The following is an 18996-nucleotide window of genomic DNA, read 5'->3' as shown; positions in this document are numbered from 1 at the left end:
TTGTCGTTGTGAATTAACTCACCCAGCAAAATGATTTTTTGCTGGGAACAATACCTAGTGTTTGGCATAAGCCAAGCGCTAAATTAATATTTTGAACTGCTTGGCTAGCTGCACCTTTGAGTAAATTATCTAAACAACAAACTAAGCTAGCAGTTAGACCATCGTCGCTTATGTGCAGCCCGCCTATTAGTGCGTTTGGCGTATCGCACACATGTTTTATTGATGGCATCCCGTCAATCCATTCAACAAAAGGCTGCTTTGCGTAGTGTTTTTTATAGTATTGGCGCAAACTAGAATAACTTTGAGGTTGTTGAAAGCAAATTTGAGCGGTTAAGTGAATGCCGCTAAACGCACTCGTCACATGGGGAGAAAATTTAACTTGGAAGTTAAGCTGGTGACTCACTTCTTGCTCATGTAAATGGCCACTGAGTTGATAGCCGATTAAATTGTCTCGTAAATTTTTCTGGTTATTATGTCTATTCGGATGAGTACCTGCGCCGCTATATCCGGAAACCCCAAAGCAGTTCGCAGGCTGCTTGAGTAAATGACAGAGTGGTTTTAGTAGCAACTGCATCGCCGTTGCGTAGCAGCCTGGGTTGCTAAGTTTGATTGAGTTAGACGCTTCAACTGGCAGCCTTTGCTGAGAGTTGACCTGTAACTCTGGTAGCGCATAATGCCAGTTGGAATCAAACCGATGATCCGCCGAAAGATCGATAATAAGCCGAGGCGAGATGCTTGCATTTTCAATTGCAACTAAGTAGTCCTTTGCTAGTCCATTAGGGAGCGCGAGTACTAGCACTTCAACTTGACTAGTTGCTACCTGTTGGGGTGACAGGTGACTAATTAATAAATGGCGGTTTTGTTTAAGCTTTGGGGAAAGCTGTAAGATAGACTTGCCCTGTAACTGACGGCTCGATACCCAAACTATTTTTAATTTCGGATGCTGGTCAATAATAGCTAACAGTCGTTGGCCTACATATCCTCTTACACCAACTATGCCAACACTATACTGGTGCTCATTCAAATTACTCATCACTAGCCTCGCTAGTCGCTAAGCTAACAGGCGTTTGTTTGCACTGAGGATTATCATTTGCAGACTGAGTGATATTTTCAATTAAGGAAGTTGGCTTATTAATCGCGTAGTGAAAACAAGCTTCAATGAGTTTTGGCTGCTTTAAGCCAATCCAAAAAACAATCCATTCGCCATGCTTGCGACAGCCATCACATTGGCTATAATAAAATTGATTGATAGGGTTAGTGATGCGTGAACGCCAAAAAAACTCAGGAAAATAGCTTAGTAATTTTTTCCATACCACTTTACCTAGGCCTTCGCCTTTAGCTTCAGGAGCGACGACAAATTTATCCAGAAAGTAATTTTCGCCAAATTTGCTAAGCACCGCAGCGGCGCGATAAGAGTAAGTTATAATTGCTTTTTCAATTGGGCTCGATTCAAAATAATTTTTAGATAGCGTTTGAGCAAAACTTGTTTCAATTAAATTTTTAAGTTTATGCGTTTTTATACTCTCAATAGAGTCATGTAACATAATGGATTCACCACGGCGCACTAGCGTTCCAGAGCCTTTGTGAGTAAACAACTCTTTAGCCAAGTTGCTTGGAGTAGTAATGGATACTGAGGTGGTAGTGGGTAGGCGGCTTAAGCAGGTTGCTATCTGGATAAGTTTTAGTTTCATTCCACCCTTAAGCCAGTCGCTGGCGAGCAAGTGTGAATAGTCCGTAACTAAATTGATACTGGAAATGATTTTTTTATTTTCATCAAGTATGCCTCCGGTGGGTGTTAGAAAAATAATTTTGTACGGATTTAACGCTATGGCAAGTTCGCTGGTCGCCATGTCGGCATTAATGTTTAGTGTTTGGCCTTGCTCGGTTTCAGCTAAACAAGAGACAATGGGAACGCAGTCATTTGCGATCGCCTGTTGAATAGGTTGTAAATTTACTTGGGTAACTTCTCCAACTAAACCCAATTGCTGGTTATGACTTGGTTTCGCCGTAAATATTCCCGATGACAAAGACACGGCTTTAACGCCGATGGTCTGTAATTTATTAGCGAGTTGAGTATTTTCTTTGAGGAAGACTTGCTTGGCTAGCGCTAATGTCTTTGTATCAGTGACTCTTTCCCCGTGAATGAATTTTGAGGGAATGTTGTGCAGGCTTAAATGAGCGCTCAATTGTTTGCCTGCACCATGTACAATAATTGGAAATAAGCCAATTTGTACCAAAAAGGCGAGCGAGTTACATAGGCTTTCTAAATCATCACTAAGTACCTCGCCGCCAACTTTAATTACCGCAAACTGCATTTTGTCGCCACTCATAAAGCGAGTTAAATACTGCTTGATTTCTTGCGGAGTGGCTAAGTTTTCTAGTAGCTGCAAGATGGTCTTTTTAGGCGAATAATGATTGTCGCTCAGATTACTGTCAGGTTGACGCAAACTAGTTATTGGATAGGGGAGTTGATTGGTCATGCGCTTAATTTTCCTATGCTATTGAGCGTGTTTAACATGTTGAGATAAAGCGCGTTAGCCTTGTCTAACTGAGCGAGTGAAACCCACTCGTCGCTCGTATGTGCTTGCGCAATATCGCCAGGGCCAAAAACTACACAAGTAAAGCCTGCGTTAGAGAATAAACTGGCTTCAGTCCAAAAATTAACGCTAGGTCCAACGGGTAACTTGAAAGCTTGAGCAAGTTGCTTAGCGTTTGCCAACTGCTGCGCAGCGAGACTCGGGTCTGCGGGTAAGCTTGCGCCATAAAATGCTGGTTCAATTGCAATGTGAATCGAATTATCTATGCTACTTAGCTGATGCAAAAAACTGTCGATATTTTGCCCTGGCAAGGTTCTAATGCCAAAGTTGATATGGCAGCTATCTGCGATCATATTCGCTTTAATTCCGCCGTTAATTTTTCCCACATTAAATGGAATTCCGCTTAAATCCGCAAAAGCTATTGGCAGATTTTGACAATACTCAGCGACCAGTTCAATCCATTTGGCCGCTTGATGAATTGCATTGCGAGCAGTGTTAGTACCAGACGCATGACCGGAAACGCCGCTGAATATTGCATTAGCGGTTAACACACCTCTATGACAAACTACGGCATGGCATAGAGTGGGCTCAGCTACCACTACGTTGCTAATCGATAGGCTAGAGACTAATGGATAAACGCTGCTTTTATTTTTATAATGGCGAATAAATGTTTTTACCGCGGTACTCGAACCGTGTTCTTCGTCAGTAGAAAATAGCAATGCAATATCACTTGTAGACTTATTCACTGCATTAAGTAAGCAGGCAGATGCACCTTTAATATCGCAAGCGCCTAGCCCGTAGGCTCTTCCATTTTTAATGTGAAGTTCCAGCGGTGGAGTTTGCCAGCCTTGCGTTACTGGAACCGTATCTAAATGCAAGTTAAATAAGGTGTTTGGTTGTCCTCGCACAGCGAGTAAACTTATACAGCCATTTCCACTGTCTTGCATTTCAAATTTAAAGCCCGGTAATTGACTTTTTAAGTAAACAAATATTGGATCACTTACGCTAATTTTACGCGGTGGGTTTTGGGTATCGAAACTCACTAAGTGTTTTAGGTGTTCAATAGCTTGCATAGCTAAGCCGCTCCACAAGTGTTAGTTTTATTTACGGATGTTAAACAGGCGAGTTTGGTTGATTGGCCAAATAATTTTATAAAGCCCTCAGCTTGTTGTATGTTCCAATCACTGCTCTGGGCGTAAGTTGCATTTTTATTAGCTAAAATATTCGCTGACTCAATCGCTATAGGGAGCACGCTGCCCAGAGAAAGTTCTAAGGTGACAGTGCCACTCACTTGTTTTTGGGTGGAGGTTAAGTAAGCTTGTAAGTCAGTTTTTAACGGGTCATAAAATAATCCTTCATAGACTAGCTCACACCATTTTTCTGCCACGGTTGCTTTAAAACGATTTTGCGCTTTGCTATTAACGCACTCTTCGAGCGCGCGATGGGCGGCATGTAAAATTGAAAGGGCGGGTGCTTCGAAAACAATACGTCCTTTTAGTCCGATAGTGGTGTCACCGGTATAAATTCCTCTACCAATGCTGTAACGACCACCCAGTTGGTTCAGCTGTTTAAGCAGCTCTGCTGGAGTGATATCGTGTGCGAGCAGTTGCTGGTTATAGCGAATAAGTTGACCTTGTTTAAACTCAAGTTTTATTTGGCTTGTCACAGGCGCAGGTTGCAGCGTGTTATGTGCAATGTTAGACGAGTTTGGTTGTTGGCATAATACATAGCTACTTGATGCGGGCGCTTGCCAGTGATCAATTTCTGATCCTGATAAGGTAACGCCTAAACAGTTTTGATTGATTGAATATGCCTTGCTAGCTTGGCTAACACTAAAGCCTTTGGCTTGCAGGTACTCTAATTCATAGTTTCGTACATTATCAGTGATTTTTTGGATCGCTCTTATCGGCGAAATAACCCGATATTCACCTAAACAGGCAACACTAATATCAAACCTCACTTGATCATTGCCCATGCCCGTACAGCCGTGTGCAAAATTGCAGGTATTTAACTCGTCACATAGTTTTAAGCAAGACTCGACAATTAAATACCGATCCGAGCAAAGTAATGGATATTGGTTTTGATACCAATGATCAGCGTAAATCAGTGGCGTAACCACTTGCTCCCAAAGTTGTGTGACAATTGATATTTCGCGATGTTGAATTGCGCCTAGCTGTAAAGCCCTTGCTTTTATTGCTGCTTTTTCTGCTTGGCTTATTCCGCCGGAATCGATAAACGCCGTGACCACTTGATAGCCTTTCTCGATTAAATAAGGCACGCAAAAACTCGTATCTAAGCCGCCAGAAAAGGCGAGTACTACAAGCTGATTATTCGTTTTACTGGATATTGTTGTATTGTTTGTCATTGTATTTCTCAGTTTCTATAAGTTGCTTAAGAGTTGAACAGTTGTGTCATTAATGCTTTTTGAACGTGTAATCGATTTGCCGCTTCCTCAATAACTTTGGAGTAATCTGCATCTACCACTCCATCGGTAGCTTTAATATTGCGACGTAAGGGTAGGCAGTGAGAGAAAAGCGCTCGATTAGTTATTGCCATTTTTTCTTCATCTACAATGAAATGTTTATACTGATCTCGAATTTTTTTTTCACTTTCCCAATTACCAAAATGCTCTAGAGATCCCCAGCTTTTAGCGTAAACCACATCTGCATCAGCATAGGCTTGCTGAATATCGTGAGTCACGGTAAGGCTACCGCCATAGGTGCTTATGTTGCTGCGGGCCTGTTGCAGATAGTCATTGTCGAGTAAGTAGCTAGGCTCAGGGCAGAGCAGCGTTATATCCATGCCAAACTTACTGGCAATAAGAATTGAAGAGTTGGCTACTGCGCTATTTAACGGCTTAGGGTGATAGGTCCAAGTGAGTAAATACTTTTTGTTTTTAACGTTGCCTAGATTGTTTTGCAGCATTTGCATGTGTGCGAGTTCTTGACAAGGGTGAGTGATGGTTTCCATATTAATCACCGGAACACTCGCATACTGAGCAAAGCGTTGAATAATTTTATCCTGCTTATCATCCTGCCAATTATTAAATTGTGGAAATGCTCGAATAGCAATTAAATCACAGTATTCGGAAAGTACTTTAGCTGCTTCTATCACATGCTCTTCGGCGTCGCCGTCCATTGTCTTGGCGAAATCAAACTCCAGCGGCCAAGCATTTTTACCCGGCTCTAGTACAATGGCTTTTCCGCCAAGTTGCCAAGCGCCTAGCTCAAATGAGGTACGAGTTCGTAGGCTTGGATTAAAAAATAACAGGGCGATGCTTTTGTTTTGCAAGTCGTTGCAATTAAGTCCTGACTTAAATTGATTGGCTAAGTCTATTAGGTGTTGCAGTTCATCTTGAGAGTAGTCTTGGGTGCTAATAAAATGCTTTGGTTGCATGAGTTTATTCCTGTTTAACGTTTAAAATGGTAAATAAAAGGCATAAAAAAACCCGGCGCTAAGGCCGGGTTTTTAAGTAATGAGAAAATTTTATTTCCGCATAGCTTCACTCCCGACCTTAAAGGTACGGCGGCGACGGCGGATAACTGTAGTTTGTGACACTAGCTGCGGTTGAAAGGATAAAAGTGACAAAAGTGTTACAGCAAAACTACTGACCTGAATCAGTGAGCGAGAGCTTGAGTAATCAAATGTTGCAATTGGTGTTGCTTGGTTTGTCACGAGTGTCACTTAAAAAGTTAATCGAATGATTATTATTTTTACCATGAGGAACTTTTAGGCTGCAAGTGTTATTACCTTAACTTTTTGGAATAAGGGGCTAGGTCAATTATTTTTGATCTGTTTTAAGTTGAGTGAGGCTAACCAAAGGGGGAGCCTCAGTGAACTTTTATTAGCTGAGCCTTTGATTACATCTTCTTTAAAAACTTACTGACTAGTACTATGCGGGTGCCATTAACTCGACCTTCAATGTGTTCAGGGTTACGGGTTAATGAAATATTTCGAACTGGGGTACCTCGCTTAGCGGTAAAATTAGCGCCTTTTACATCTAAATCTTTAATTAGGGTGACGTTGTCGCCTGCTTTGAGTTCAGCCCCATTGCTGTCATAGGTAGGGGCGTCGTTATGCATGAGCATGCCAGATTTAGCCCAAGCTATCATTTCATCATCTAGATAGAGCATGTCGAGTAAATCTTGTGCCCAGCCTTCCGGGGTTAGCCGATTGAGCATACGCCACGCGGTAATCTGAACTGCTGCAACGCTACTCCACATACTATCGTTTAAACAGCGCCAATGATTCTGATCTAAGTCTACCTCACCCGCCAATTGAGGAGCGCAAATGTCACACACTAAGATACATTTATCACTATCAGCGCTATCTGTCGGCGGCACTTCATAAACGCTTAAGTTTTGGGTGTTTTTACATAGCTCGCACTGGTTTTCTGCGCGGGTCATTAAGGCTTGTTTTACTGGCATGCTGTTTCTCGTAATCTTGAGGTGGCGTTATTATCCACAGTTTAGATTAAATTGAAAGGCGCGCCTAAGCCTTGGTAGCTATCTATCCCTATCATCAGATATAATGCTACCAGTAAAAAATGCTAAAAATTTGTATAACTTGCTGATATAAAAGCATTTGTGAGAAAGCGGTGGTCGCAGATAAAAATATTCATATCGGGTTTATTTAGCCTAAATTTATCCACTTAATATCGATTGGAAGGGGAGCGTATACATGGGTTTAGCTTTTACGGTAAACCATTATAACGGGGTAGTGGCAGCTAGCGAGGACTTTCCAGATAATCCCGCTGAGTTTTTACAGGCCTTACAAAGTTCATTAATTTCTTGGCAAACCGCTGGTCATCCCGTGGTTTGGTTACACCTATCATTAAAACAGTCCGACCTTATTGCGCCCGCTTTAACTCTCGGCTTTAACAATCATCATGCAAATTCACAAGAGTTTGTTCTGACCAAACGATTAATTAAGGATGCACTAATTCCTGACTATGCTAGCCATACTGTCGGCGTGGGGGGAATTGTTATTAATCAGCAGCAGCAAGTTTTGACTATCCGTGAAAAGGCGCATGTAGAAAAATACCCCAATAATTGGAAATTTCCTGGCGGCATGCTAGATATCAATGAGCATATTCAAGCTGGCGTAATGCGCGAAATTGAAGAGGAGACTGCAATTAAAACCGAATTTGTTCGCTTGCTTGGTTTTCGCCATTATCACGAGTCTCAGTTTGGCACCTCTAATATTTACGCCGTTTGCTTGCTCAGGCCTCTTACACATAACATTGTCAAGCAAGAGAGCGAAATAGCAGATGCTAAATGGATTAGTGTAAGTGAATATTTAGCAAATGAAAAAATTGGCGAGCTAAATAAAAAGATGCTAACCGCAGCGCTCAATGGTGATGGATTAAATAGTGTAAGCATTGCAAACTACGCTCAATCAGGTCAAGCATACGAAGTGTTTATATAATGAAGCACAACCAATTAAAGATATTTTGTTTTGGCGATAGTGTCGTGTGGGGCGAATCGGATGAGCTTGGCGGCGGTTGGTGTGAGCGCATAAAATTACTTGCGCTGCAGGGGAAAATTACGCCGAATAGTCAGCCAAGTAAATCTTTAGAATGCTTTGTGTATAACCTGGGAATAGGCGGTGAAACATCTGACGGTCTTGCTCGTAGGATCGAAAATGAGTTAGCTAGCCGAGTGATTCGAGCGCAGCAAAATTGGGTTATTGTGAGTCCAAGCATTAATGACATCGCGATTAAGAAAAATAAAAACACAGTCCCGCTCAGTTATTTCGAACGCAATATGATCGCTTGCATCAATGCAGCCAAAGCGCTTGGTTGCCGAGTTATTTTAAACGAAATGCTAAGTGTTAGTGATGTAATCGATGGTCGGCTTAATTCACACAGTAAACTGTTAAATAATGCCGATGTTAAAATCTATAATCAAAAAGTGAGTGAAATAGCTTTGCAACAAAATTGTCATCTAATAGGCTTTACCAACATGATAAAAGCCAGTGATAAACAGCTATTTGCTGTGGATGGGGTGCACTTAAATGCGCAAGGCCATGAAATTGTCGCGATTGAAATAATGCAACAGCTCAACCAATTGGTTAGCTCAGAAAAATAAGTCTATTGACCTAAGGAAACTCAAATGAGTGCACTAGAAGAATTTAAAGCAATCTATTGTGTTACCCACCAGCAAGAACTTATATGGGGGGATATGGATGCATTTCAGCATATTAATAATACGGTCTATTTTCGTTATTTTGAAAATGTACGAATGGCGTATTTTAACGCGACCCAAGTAAACCAAGTGATGGCCAAAGATAAAATTGGGCCTATATTAGGTGCTACCGATTGCCGCTTTTTAGCCCCTTTAACTTATCCAGATAAAATTACGATTGGAACGCAATTAACCGCATTGCGAAGTAAACGCTTTACCATGGAATATGCGATATTTAGCGAAAAGCAGGAAAAAGTGGTTGCTCAGGGAAGCGGCGAGATTATTTATTTCGACTATACTCAACAATGTAGTCATAAAGTTCCTTCCAAAGTTGTCGCATCGATTCTCGCGCTGCAGCCGGAGCTCAAACAAGAATAATCGCAAGGAAAAAGCTAAATAATTATGGTTTCTCACTACCTAATCGATTTTGTCATACTTTTGACCGCTGCGGTTGTCATTGTGCCCATAGCACAAGCGTTAAAAGTAGGTACTGTACCGGGTTTTTTGTTCGCAGGATTTATGGTTGGTCCAAATGCTTTTGGGCTGATTGCTCGCGCCTCTGAAGTTTCTGTTTTCGCTGAAATTGGGGTGGTTTTTCTACTTTTCATTATTGGTATTGAAATGAAACCGTCGCGAATTTGGCAAATGCGACGACTAGTTTTTGGCGTTGGTGCTCTGCAACTGCTGCTTACTGGTGCGGTAATTGGCTTGTTTGGATATTGGTTTATTGGCTTTTCGTTAGATGCATCTTTTTTGATTGGACTGGCTTTAGCGCTGTCGTCTACGGCGTTTGTATTACAGCTATTAACCGAAAGTAAGTCGTTAACCGCGACCTATGGACGAACCTCGTTTGCAATCCTATTACTACAAGATTTAGCGGTTGTGCCTTTATTGGCAATTGTTCCTTTATTAGTAATGCCAGAAATTACATTTGGCGCTGAAATAGGTATGAAACTACTCGAATCATTATTTGTTGTAGCCGCGGTGGTTATTGTTGGTCAGTATTTATTGCATCCGGTTTTGCACCGTGTTGCTCAATCCGGCAGCCCAGAAATTTTTACGACTTCTGCAGTGTTAATTGTGTTAGGTGCCGCACTTTTAACTGAGCACGCGGGGCTTTCTATGGCGATGGGCGCTTTTTTAGCCGGACTACTTATTTCAGACTCTTCGTACCGTCACCAGGTTAAGGCAGAAATCCAACCATTTAGAGGCTTGTTACTTGGGTTATTTTTTATGTCTATGGGCATGTCATTTAACCTTAGTTTATTACTAAACGAGCCTGTGCTTATGCTAGGGCTAGTGATTGGTTTGGTACTAATAAAAGTTTTGGTTCTGCTACCTATTGCATTGGTTTTTGGAATCGAGCGTAAAAATGCACTTGCTGTAGCGCTAGTTCTAGCGCAAAGCGGAGAATTTGCATTAGTTTTATTTGCGTTAGCACGACAATCTAAAATAGTTGACGATATTGTGTTTCAACAATTAATTCTTATTGTATTGTTGAGTATGCTTTTAACTCCTTTGCTAGCTTACGTCGCAGAGAAAGTGAGTAAACTACCCGAAGAAGATGAGCTACCTGCTGCCGACAGCATTAAAAATTTACCCGTGTTAATTGCTGGTTACGGTAGAGTAGGGCATCGATTAGGTGAGATTCTTACAAGGGCAGAGGTGCCTTTTGTTGCAATTGACTTAGATGCAACGGTTGTAAAAAAACAACGTAAACGTGGGATACCAATTTTTTATGGTGATGTGACTAAGCCTGCTTTGCTCAGTTCGGCTGGAGCGAGTCAAGCCAAAGTCATTATTGTAACCGTTAACGAACCTGAAGCGACTAAGAGTATCGTTGCTAGTTTACGCAACTTATACCCTAAAACCGAACTGTTAGTCCGGGCACATGACCAAGAGCAAAGTCGTCAACTAATGCAGCTAGGTGCAAGCCATGTAATTTCAGAAAACTTTGAAGCCAGCATGGAGCTTTCTAGCATGGTGCTTACCAGCGCCGGGGTTGAGCGAACCAAAAGCCGTCACTTAATTGCAGAGTTTCGAGCTGAGTATATTGCAAAAATTTCCGAGTAAAATTTTCTTGCAAAAAGCAGAGCTCATGGCTTTATGAATCATAGCCTAAATTAGGTGCAAGCCATCGCTCAGCCTGTTGAATGCTCCAACCTTTGCGTTCAGCATAATCGATAACTTGTTCTTTGGAAATTTTACCTACGCCAAAATATTGCGCATTTGGATGTGAAATATACCATCCAGATACGGCGGCAGTTGGGTACATAGCGAAGCTTTCGGTAATATTTAAACCGATGCGCTTATCCGGCTGAAGCAGCTCCCAAAGCGTACCTTTTTCGGTGTGATCGGGGCAAGCAGGGTAACCGGGAGCCGGTCGAATTCCTTGGTACTTTTCAGCAATAAGCTGTTCATTGGTTAATGATTCGTCACTTGCATAGCCCCAATATTCTCTTCTTACGCTTTCATGCATATGCTCTGCAAAAGCTTCTGCTAGCCTGTCTGCTAATGACTTAAGTAATATGGCTGAATAGTCATCGTTGGCTTGCTCAAAGCGGGTAACATGTGCTTCTATTCCAATTCCTGCAGTGACCGCAAAGCCGCCAATATAATCATTTACTTTAGACGTTACTGGTGCAATAAAATCAGCTAATGCAAAGTTAGGCTTTCCCGGTCGAGTTTGCTTTTGCTGGCGTAAAAAGTGAAGTGTTGCTTTTACTTGCGCTCTACTATCGTCGGTAAAGATTTGTATATCATCATCGTTAACGCTATTGGCAGGATAAAAGCCAATGACCGCTTTAGCGGTTAACCATTTTTCTTCTACTATGGCTCTTAGCATTTGCTGTGCATCGTTAAATAATCTTTGTGCTGACTCTCCAACGACTTTGTCTTGTAGAATTTTAGGATACTTGCCTGCAAGCTCCCAGCTTCTAAAAAATGGGGTCCAATCGATTCGCTCGATTAGCTTTTCAAGCGGGTAGTCTGTAAATACTTTCTCCCCCAAAAACGAAGGCTTTAGGCTATTATAGCTGCGCCAATCTTGGCTAAACTTAAACTCACGAGCAACTTTTAATGGCGTTGCTTTAAACTTGACTTGTTTGCCTTCGCGTTCAAGGCGCATTTTTTGATACTCTTGTTTTACCTCATTTATATAATTTAGTTTGGCTTCGTCACTTAATAAAAAGCTTGCCGCTGACACGACTCTTGAAGCATCGGTTACGTAAATTACTGAGTGCTCATAGTTAGGATCAATTTTTACTGCAGTATGTATTTTAGAAGTAGTTGCGCCCCCAATTAATAAAGGAATATGCAAGCCTTGCTGCTGCATTTGTTTGGCGACATAAACCATTTCATCTAGCGACGGTGTAATTAATCCAGATAACCCAATAAGGTCGCATTGTTGCTGTTTTGCGGTTTCAATGATCTTGTCGCAGCTAACCATCACGCCTAAATCAACGACTTCATAACCGTTACATTGGAGCACGACACCAACAATGTTTTTGCCAATATCATGAACGTCGCCTTTAACCGTAGCTAATAATATTTTTCCTTTTTTCTTATCTACTAAGTTAAGCGATTTTTTTTCTGCTTCCATAAACGGCTCTAAATAAGCAACTGCTTTTTTCATCACTCGAGCCGACTTAACAACTTGAGGTAAAAACATTTTTCCAGCACCAAATAAATCCCCTACGATGTTCATACCTGCCATCAGCGGGCCTTCTATTACGTGTAAAGGGCGTGCACACTGTTGTCTGGCTAGTTCAATATCTGCTTCAATATATTCGGTTATTCCCTTGACCAAAGCATGTTCAATACGTCGATTTAAATCGAGATCTCGCCATGCCAGTCGAGTGTCTTCTTTTTCTTCTACAGCGCCAGGTTGATACTTTTCTGCAAGGCTAATTAGTCGTTCCGTGGCGTTAGCGTCGCGGTTGAGCACTACGTCTTCGACAACTTGTTTTAATTCCAAGTCAACTTGTGAATAGACCTCAAGCTGACTTGCGTTGACAATGCCCATATCCATTCCCGCTTGAATGGCATGATAGAGAAAAACCGCATGAATTGCTTCACGCACTGGATTGTTACCACGAAATGAAAATGAAACATTAGAAACTCCGCCTGAAACTAACGCCCCAGGCAGGTTTTGTTTTATCCATTGAGTCGCTTGAATAAAATCGACCGCATAATTATTGTGCTCTTCTATGCCAGTTGCTATAGCAAATATATTAGGATCAAAAATAATATCCAATGGATTAAAACCAATTTCTTTGGTTAAAATATTGTAGGCTCGCTCGCAGATATCAATTTTTTTCTGATAGTTATCGGCCTGTCCGCTTTCGTCGAAAGCCATAACAATAACTGCAGCACCATAGCGTTTCGCCTTAGTTGCGTGCGCTTTAAACTCTGCTTCACCTTCTTTTAGCGAAATGCTATTAATGATGCCTTTGCCCTGAATGCACTGTAAACCGGCTTCAATAATTTCCCACTTTGAAGAATCAAGCATAACCGGTACTCTTGAAATATCGGGTTCGGCAGCTATTAGATTAAGAAATTTTACCATGCTCTGTTTAGAGTCGAGCATGCCTTCGTCCATGTTTATATCAATTATTTGGGCACCATTTTCTACTTGCTCCCTAGCAACATCGATAGCGGTTTCAAAATCATTTTCTTTTATTAAACGTAAAAACTTTTTAGAGCCTGTGACGTTGGTTCTTTCACCTACATTCACGAACAGGCTTTCATGATCAATGCGTAAGGGTTCAAGTCCAGAAAGGTGACAGGCTGGCTTTATATTAGGTGGCACTCTTGGCTTGTATTGCGCCGTTATGTGACTGAGCGCTTTGATATGTTCTGGAGTCGTACCACAACATCCTCCGATAATATTTAACAAACCTTGTTCGGCCCAAGTCGCAAGCTCATTCAACATATCTTGTGGTGATTCGTCATAGCCGCCGAACTCGTTTGGAAGCCCTGCATTTGGGTGTGCAGAAATATAGCTTTCACAAATTGAAGATAATTCTGCGATATAGGGGCGTAACTCTTTTGCCCCGAGAGCACAATTTAACCCAAAGCTAATTGGTTTAGCATGTTGTAATGAGTTGTAAAATGCCGCTGTTGTTTGACCGGTTAAAGTTCTGCCTGAGGCGTCAGTGATGGTACCTGAAATCATTATTGGACGGGTTTGACTAGAATGTTGAAAATATTCATCGACAGCATAGATCGCTGCTTTTGCATTGAGTGTGTCGAAAATCGTTTCTATTAATATGATATCTGCACCACCTTCTATAAGCGCTTGGGTGGACTCATAGTAAGCCTGTTTAAGTTGCTCAAATGTTATTCCTCGAAAACCAGGGTCGTTAACGTCTGGAGAAATTGAGCTTGTCTTATTTGTTGGGCCAAGAACGCCAGCAACAAAGCGTGGCTTTTCTGGCGTAGAATATTTCTCTGCAGCTTGTTTTGCTAGCCTGGCAGAGGTTACGTTGATTTCGTAACTTAGCGCTTGCATGTCATAGTCGGCCATAGCAATGCTGGTCGAGTTAAATGTGTTGGTTTCGATAATATCTGACCCAGCAGCTAAGTATTCGTTATGAATATTAATAATTGCTTGGGATTGCGTTAAGCTCAATAAGTCGTTGTTGCCTTTTAAGTCGCAATGCCAATCTTTAAAGCGCGTCCCTCGGTAGTCAGCTTCGTCAAATCGATGCTTTTGAATCATGGTTCCCATTGCGCCATCTAGCAATAAAATTTTCGATTTTAATAGCTCGGTTAGTTGTTCCGTTTTATCGAGATGGTTTTGTGGGCCAGACAAGAGACTCATAATATTGTGGTATCCAAAAATTAATCCAATATAAAAAATAATAGTGATTCAACACGGCTTGAATTTTCTAAGCGGTGTAAAAACTAGCTAGCTTGAAGCTGCTTGTTTAATGCATGGGTAAATGCTTTTGATTGACCGAACTATCGAGATTGGTATCTCCCGAAAGCTCTTTATTAATAAAGCTATTGAGCCAGTCTTTGGTAATGTGCGGTGCGAAGTACTCGATAAATGAATACATATAACTTCTGAGCAACAAGTTTTTATTAAAGGCAAGCCATGTAGTACAGCGGGGCAGAATTGACTTAGCCGAATAACCAATTAAATCATGATCAACTTTAGGATCAAACGCCATGCTTGCGATTATTCCAATACCCATGCCATTGCGAACGTAAGTTTTCATTACATCAGCGTCTCTTGCGGTAAAAACGATATTCGGACGTAAGTTGTTTTGCTTCATCGCTTTTACCAAACTTGACTCGCCAACTTTCGGTTCGTTATAAGTGATAATAGGGTATTGAGAAATGTCTTCTAGCGTAGGCTGAGTTAAATCACCGAGAGGATGGTCTTGTGGAAATACAATAACGCGATCCCAGTGGTAACATGGTATTTTAATGATGTCAGCAGAAACCGCCGAATTATCAGAGGCAATTACAAAATCAATCTGTTTCTTTTCTAATAGTTCATTCATTTGTTCGGCAGAACCATGTTGAATATCAATTTGCAACTGAGGAAAGCGAGAATGAAAGCGTTTAAATACGTTTGGTAATACATATTTTGCTTGAGTCTGTGTTGTGGCTAAGGAAAAGCTACCACTTTCTACTTTGTTTTTATCTTGCGCAAGACGTTTTATATTCTCAACTTCTTGCAATGCTCTGCGGGCATGCTTAACCACATCTTCTCCCAGCGCAGTTAGCCCTATCAACTGTTTACCACTACGCTCAAAAATTTTGAGATCTAGCTCGTCTTCTAACAGCCTTAGTTGTTTGCTTATACCTGGCTGTGAAGTGTAAATTTTTTCAGCGGCGGTTGTGATATTAAAGTTGTTTTCCACAATGGCGACTAAGTACTTTAACTGGTGTAACTTCATAATGATTCCAACATTAAAACTGTAACTTTCTGGTTTTGGACGTCTAAACGTAAAGATGGCGCAAATTTAACATCGTTACCCTATAATAGCAATAGGTATTATGGCCTTATTAATTATTGGTCTTTAGTTGCCTGCGAGAGGCTAGTTATTATTCAATAATAGAAGGCTGCGTGGCTTAATGCTAACGTGTTGGCTCGAAAGCAGTGTATTGCCACTAGTTATAACAGTATGGGCTTTGTTTATTTTGCTAAACCTAAAAATAATGGTGTTATTCGCAAAATGACTTTTTAGCCAAGAGGTCCGTATGGACTATTTACCAATTACTGTTCAAATGCAAAACCGTCAATGTTTAATCGTTGGTGGAGGGGAAGTGGCCGCCAGAAAGCTAAAGCATTTATTAAAAGCGGGTAGCCAAATCACAATTGTTAGCCCTAAATTTTCACCACAGCTCGAAGCGGCGGCAGTTAATACTTCTACTAAGCTAATTAAAGCAAAGTTTAATGAAAGTCATTTAAGTAATCAGTATTTAGTGATTGCCGCTACCGACGATGAGCAACTTAATACTCGAATTAGCACGGCAGCCAAAGAGCGCAATATTTGGGTTAATGTTGTTGATAACCTCGCTTTGTGTAGTTTTATTATGCCTGCGGTTATTGATCGCTCGCCCTTATTAATTGCGGTTTCGAGTTCGGGCGTTTCTCCGGTTTTAGCTCGCAAGATTAGAGAGAAAATTGAAGTCTTGTTACCAAAAAATTTAGGCTCTCTGTTGCTCCGCTTACGCGAGCTACGTCCATGGATAAAAAAAAACTTAAGCAACTTTGGCGTTAGACGAGCTTTTTCTGAGTGGTACATAGAAACTGCGATAAGTAATTCAAATGTGCTAGCCTTAAACTCTAAAAAGCTACTGCAACGCTATAAAACTGAGTTGAAGCATCCTTTGGGCAAAATCTACTTAATTGGCGCGGGGCCGGGCGATGCCGAACTATTAACGGTTAAAGCATTAAAAGTTTTACAAAAGGCCGACGTAGTATTATATGATGCACTGGTAAGCCAAGATATTTTAGATTGTGTGCGTAAAGACGCGACTTTAATTCATGTTGGTAAGCGCTCCAACCTTCACTTTGTAACCCAAGATAAAACCAACCAGCTATTAGTTGAGCAGGCTGAGTTAGGATTATCTGTTGTTAGGCTCAAAGGCGGCGATCCCTTTATATTTGGGCGAGGCGGCGAAGAATTGCAACATTTAAGTGACCATCAAATTGAGTTTGAAGTTATTCCTGGAATTACAGCCGCTTCAGGCTGTGCCAGTTATGCTGGAATTCCGCTAACCCATAGAGATTACTCTCAATCACTTCATTTAGTTACCGCCCACGAAAAAGGCTCTCAAAGCCGTGTCGACTGGCGAGCGATGGCGCAAGCGAACCAAACGCTCGTCTTCTATATGGGACTTTTGAGTAATCAAACCATCAGTCAAAAGTTGATTGCGTATGGATTATCTCAGAGTACACCAGTCGCTGTTGTAGAAAACGGAACTTTAGTGAATCAAAGAGTGCTATTAACTCGCTTAGATTATTTAGCTGCAGCGGTAGTTAAACATCAAATAAGTACCCCCGCGCTCATTATTGTTGGAGAGGTAACTCGATTGGCAAAAAGCTTAAATTGGAACTCGCAAAGCGTGTTAATTAATGAGCTTGAAAACGATGCTTTTAACCAAGTTGAGTCGCTTTTTAAAGAGGCACTATAAAATTGAAAGACCTTAGGTGCTGGCATAGGCAAAAGGGCACTCGACTTAATCGTCTCTTGAATTTGTGTAGAAGTTATATTTAATCACAAGATTTTTTAAACTAAATTGATATGTAAACTGATTAACAAGGATATTCACCATGAAATATGATTCTATTTTAGACACCATAGGTAATACACCGGTAATTAAAATTAACCGGCTAGCGCCAAAGCATGTCACTATGTATGTTAAAGCAGAGTACTTTAACCCTTTAGCATCGGTTAAAGATCGGCTTGCTTATGCCATAATTAATGACGCCGAAAAAAAAGGTCGATTAAAGCCAGGGCAAACCGTTATTGAGGCGACTTCGGGTAATACAGGTATTGCGCTAGCTATGGTTTGTGCAGCTAAAGGTTACCCTTTTGTCGCGGTTATGGCAGAAACATTCTCTGTGGAGCGACGAAAAATCATGCGCGCGCTGGGCGCAAAAGTAGTGTTAACGCCTGCGGCAGAGCGCGGTAGTGGCATGGTTAAAACTGCTGCTGCCTTAGCTGACAAAAACGGCTGGTTCTTAGCACAGCAATTTGATAATCCTGCGAATCCTGAGTTTCACCGTAATACAACGGCGCCAGAAATACTTAAAGATTTTGCCGGTGAGCGTTTAGATTACTTTGTGAGCGGATATGGTACTGGCGGTACCATAACCGGCGTGGGCGAAGTATTAAAAATTGCCAGACCAGAAATTCAAATTATTGGCACTGAGCCTGAAGGCGCCCAACTACTTGCCGGTAAGGAATGGAGCCCGCATAAAATTCAGGGGTGGACACCTGACTTTGTTGCCAGCGTTCTAAATAAAAAAGTGATAGACCAAGTGATTCCGGTAAAAGACGATGTAGCAATAAAGACTTCATTAGAATTAGCCAAAAATGAAGGGATCTTTTGTGGGATTTCGGCAGGAGCAACATTTGCAACGGCGCTAAAAATTGCGGAAACAGCCGCGCAAGGCTCCACTATATTGGCTATGCTACCTGATACGGGTGAGCGTTATTTAAGTACGCCATTATTTGCAGATATAGCAGAGGGATCAGACGAGGCTATCCTGGACTCGCTTAAATAGTTAGCTGCGGTTTAGATAAGTTAGACAATCTTGTCTAGCTTATCCTTAAACCTTAAAATTGAATAAATTTTTTTTAATACCCAGCATACTTGGCCTAAAAATTAACCCCAAACTTAAGTTTTAGCTGCGAATGATTAGAACTTTTGCTTATAGGTTTTTACTATTTATTTTCATTTAAAGTGCGCATCATACGCTCTGCATAATCTTCATTTTGTTTAGACAAGTCTTCGTCGGTGGGCAATGGTTGGCCCGTATAAGCGTGCAAAAATGCCTCGCATAATAATTCGCTATTAGTGGCGTGACGTAGGTTAGATACCTGCCTGCGGGTCCTTTCATCCGTTAAAATCTTTAAAACAGAAAACGGAATAGAAACGGTAATCTTTTTTACATTATTCTTTTTTTCACCATGTTCAACATAAGGGTTGATGAATTCCCCATCCCATTCAATTGCCATTTTGACCTCGATAGTTAATAACCAAAGGCTATTCTACACTAGTTTAAGACGTCTATACATCTTGACATC

The 18996-nt window shown here is 41.2% G+C and carries 15 protein-coding genes; 6 read left to right on the top strand and 9 right to left on the bottom strand.

All coding sequences use genetic code 11. From position 1 onward, the window contains the following. Positions 1-13 precede the first annotated feature (13 nt). The 6 genes from argC to ACUR5C_RS10260 all read right to left on the bottom strand — a co-directional run bounded on the left by argC (position 14) and on the right by ACUR5C_RS10260 (position 6964). Entirely contained in the window at positions 14-1033 is a 1020-nt protein-coding gene (gene argC, locus ACUR5C_RS10285) for an N-acetyl-gamma-glutamyl-phosphate reductase (protein WP_454465033.1), read from the bottom strand. Next, positions 1026-2480 carry an acetylglutamate kinase gene (locus ACUR5C_RS10280; protein ID WP_454465032.1) on the bottom strand — a complete coding sequence of 485 codons (1455 nt, stop codon included), beginning with the start codon at positions 2478-2480 and terminating at the stop codon, positions 1026-1028. The genes argC and ACUR5C_RS10280 overlap by 8 nt, the downstream gene beginning before the upstream one ends. After that, positions 2477-3610, bottom strand: coding sequence for an acetylornithine deacetylase (locus ACUR5C_RS10275; protein WP_454465031.1), 1134 nt, complete (start codon positions 3608-3610; stop codon positions 2477-2479). The genes ACUR5C_RS10280 and ACUR5C_RS10275 overlap by 4 nt, the downstream gene beginning before the upstream one ends. 2 nt (positions 3611-3612) lie before the next feature. Continuing rightward, a complete protein-coding gene (locus ACUR5C_RS10270; RefSeq protein ID WP_454465030.1) occupies positions 3613-4902 on the bottom strand; it encodes an argininosuccinate synthase domain-containing protein in 1290 nt (429 codons plus the stop codon). Positions 4903-4928: 26 nt separating this feature from the next. Then, complete coding sequence (locus ACUR5C_RS10265) at positions 4929-5933, bottom strand: N-acetylornithine carbamoyltransferase (RefSeq protein WP_454465029.1); 1005 nt, start codon at positions 5931-5933, stop codon at positions 4929-4931. 464 nt (positions 5934-6397) lie between these two features. After that, positions 6398-6964, bottom strand: a complete 567-nt coding sequence (locus ACUR5C_RS10260) for a PhnA domain-containing protein (RefSeq protein WP_454465028.1) — start codon at positions 6962-6964, stop codon at positions 6398-6400. A 253-nt stretch (positions 6965-7217) separates the two neighbouring features. Between ACUR5C_RS10260 and ACUR5C_RS10255 the strand changes: the two genes are divergently transcribed. From ACUR5C_RS10255 to ACUR5C_RS10240, 4 genes are read left to right on the top strand one after another with little or no spacing between them, the layout of a single operon-like run. Next, the gene (locus tag ACUR5C_RS10255) at positions 7218-7964 is read left to right on the top strand and encodes an NUDIX hydrolase (RefSeq protein ID WP_454465027.1); all 747 of its coding nucleotides are present in this window, start codon (positions 7218-7220) and stop codon (positions 7962-7964) included. Continuing rightward, the gene (locus ACUR5C_RS10250; protein WP_454465026.1) at positions 7964-8626 is read left to right on the top strand and encodes an SGNH/GDSL hydrolase family protein; all 663 of its coding nucleotides are present in this window, start codon (positions 7964-7966) and stop codon (positions 8624-8626) included. The genes ACUR5C_RS10255 and ACUR5C_RS10250 overlap by 1 nt, the downstream gene beginning before the upstream one ends. Before the next feature lie 24 nt (positions 8627-8650). Then, positions 8651-9100, top strand: coding sequence for an acyl-CoA thioesterase (locus ACUR5C_RS10245; protein WP_454465025.1), 450 nt, complete (start codon positions 8651-8653; stop codon positions 9098-9100). Positions 9101-9124: 24 nt separating this feature from the next. After that, positions 9125-10795 (top strand): cation:proton antiporter domain-containing protein, encoded by a 1671-nt coding sequence (locus ACUR5C_RS10240; RefSeq protein WP_454465024.1) that lies wholly within the window; start codon positions 9125-9127, stop codon positions 10793-10795. A 31-nt stretch (positions 10796-10826) separates the two neighbouring features. On the opposite strand, the gene metH is transcribed toward ACUR5C_RS10240, so the two are convergent. After that, the gene (gene metH / locus ACUR5C_RS10235; RefSeq protein ID WP_454465023.1) at positions 10827-14546 is read right to left on the bottom strand and encodes a methionine synthase; all 3720 of its coding nucleotides are present in this window, start codon (positions 14544-14546) and stop codon (positions 10827-10829) included. Between the two features lie 106 nt (positions 14547-14652). After that, positions 14653-15633 (bottom strand): LysR substrate-binding domain-containing protein, encoded by a 981-nt coding sequence (locus ACUR5C_RS10230; RefSeq protein ID WP_454465022.1) that lies wholly within the window; start codon positions 15631-15633, stop codon positions 14653-14655. A 304-nt stretch (positions 15634-15937) separates the two neighbouring features. On the opposite strand from ACUR5C_RS10230, the gene cysG reads away from it, so the two are divergent. Continuing rightward, positions 15938-17377 (top strand): siroheme synthase CysG, encoded by a 1440-nt coding sequence (cysG, locus tag ACUR5C_RS10225; RefSeq protein WP_454465021.1) that lies wholly within the window; start codon positions 15938-15940, stop codon positions 17375-17377. Between the two features lie 139 nt (positions 17378-17516). Further along, the gene (gene cysK / locus ACUR5C_RS10220) at positions 17517-18473 is read left to right on the top strand and encodes a cysteine synthase A (protein ID WP_454465020.1); all 957 of its coding nucleotides are present in this window, start codon (positions 17517-17519) and stop codon (positions 18471-18473) included. A gap of 160 nt (positions 18474-18633) precedes the next feature. Here the strand turns inward: cysK and metJ are convergent, their stop codons facing one another. Continuing rightward, on the bottom strand, positions 18634-18927 hold the full coding sequence (metJ, locus tag ACUR5C_RS10215) for a met regulon transcriptional regulator MetJ (RefSeq protein WP_454465019.1): 294 nt from the start codon (positions 18925-18927) through the stop codon (positions 18634-18636). Positions 18928-18996 lie beyond the last annotated feature (69 nt).

The sequence above is a fragment of the Aliikangiella aequoris genome (assembly GCF_053709105.1).
This window is presented reverse-complemented; position numbering and strand designations above follow the sequence as displayed.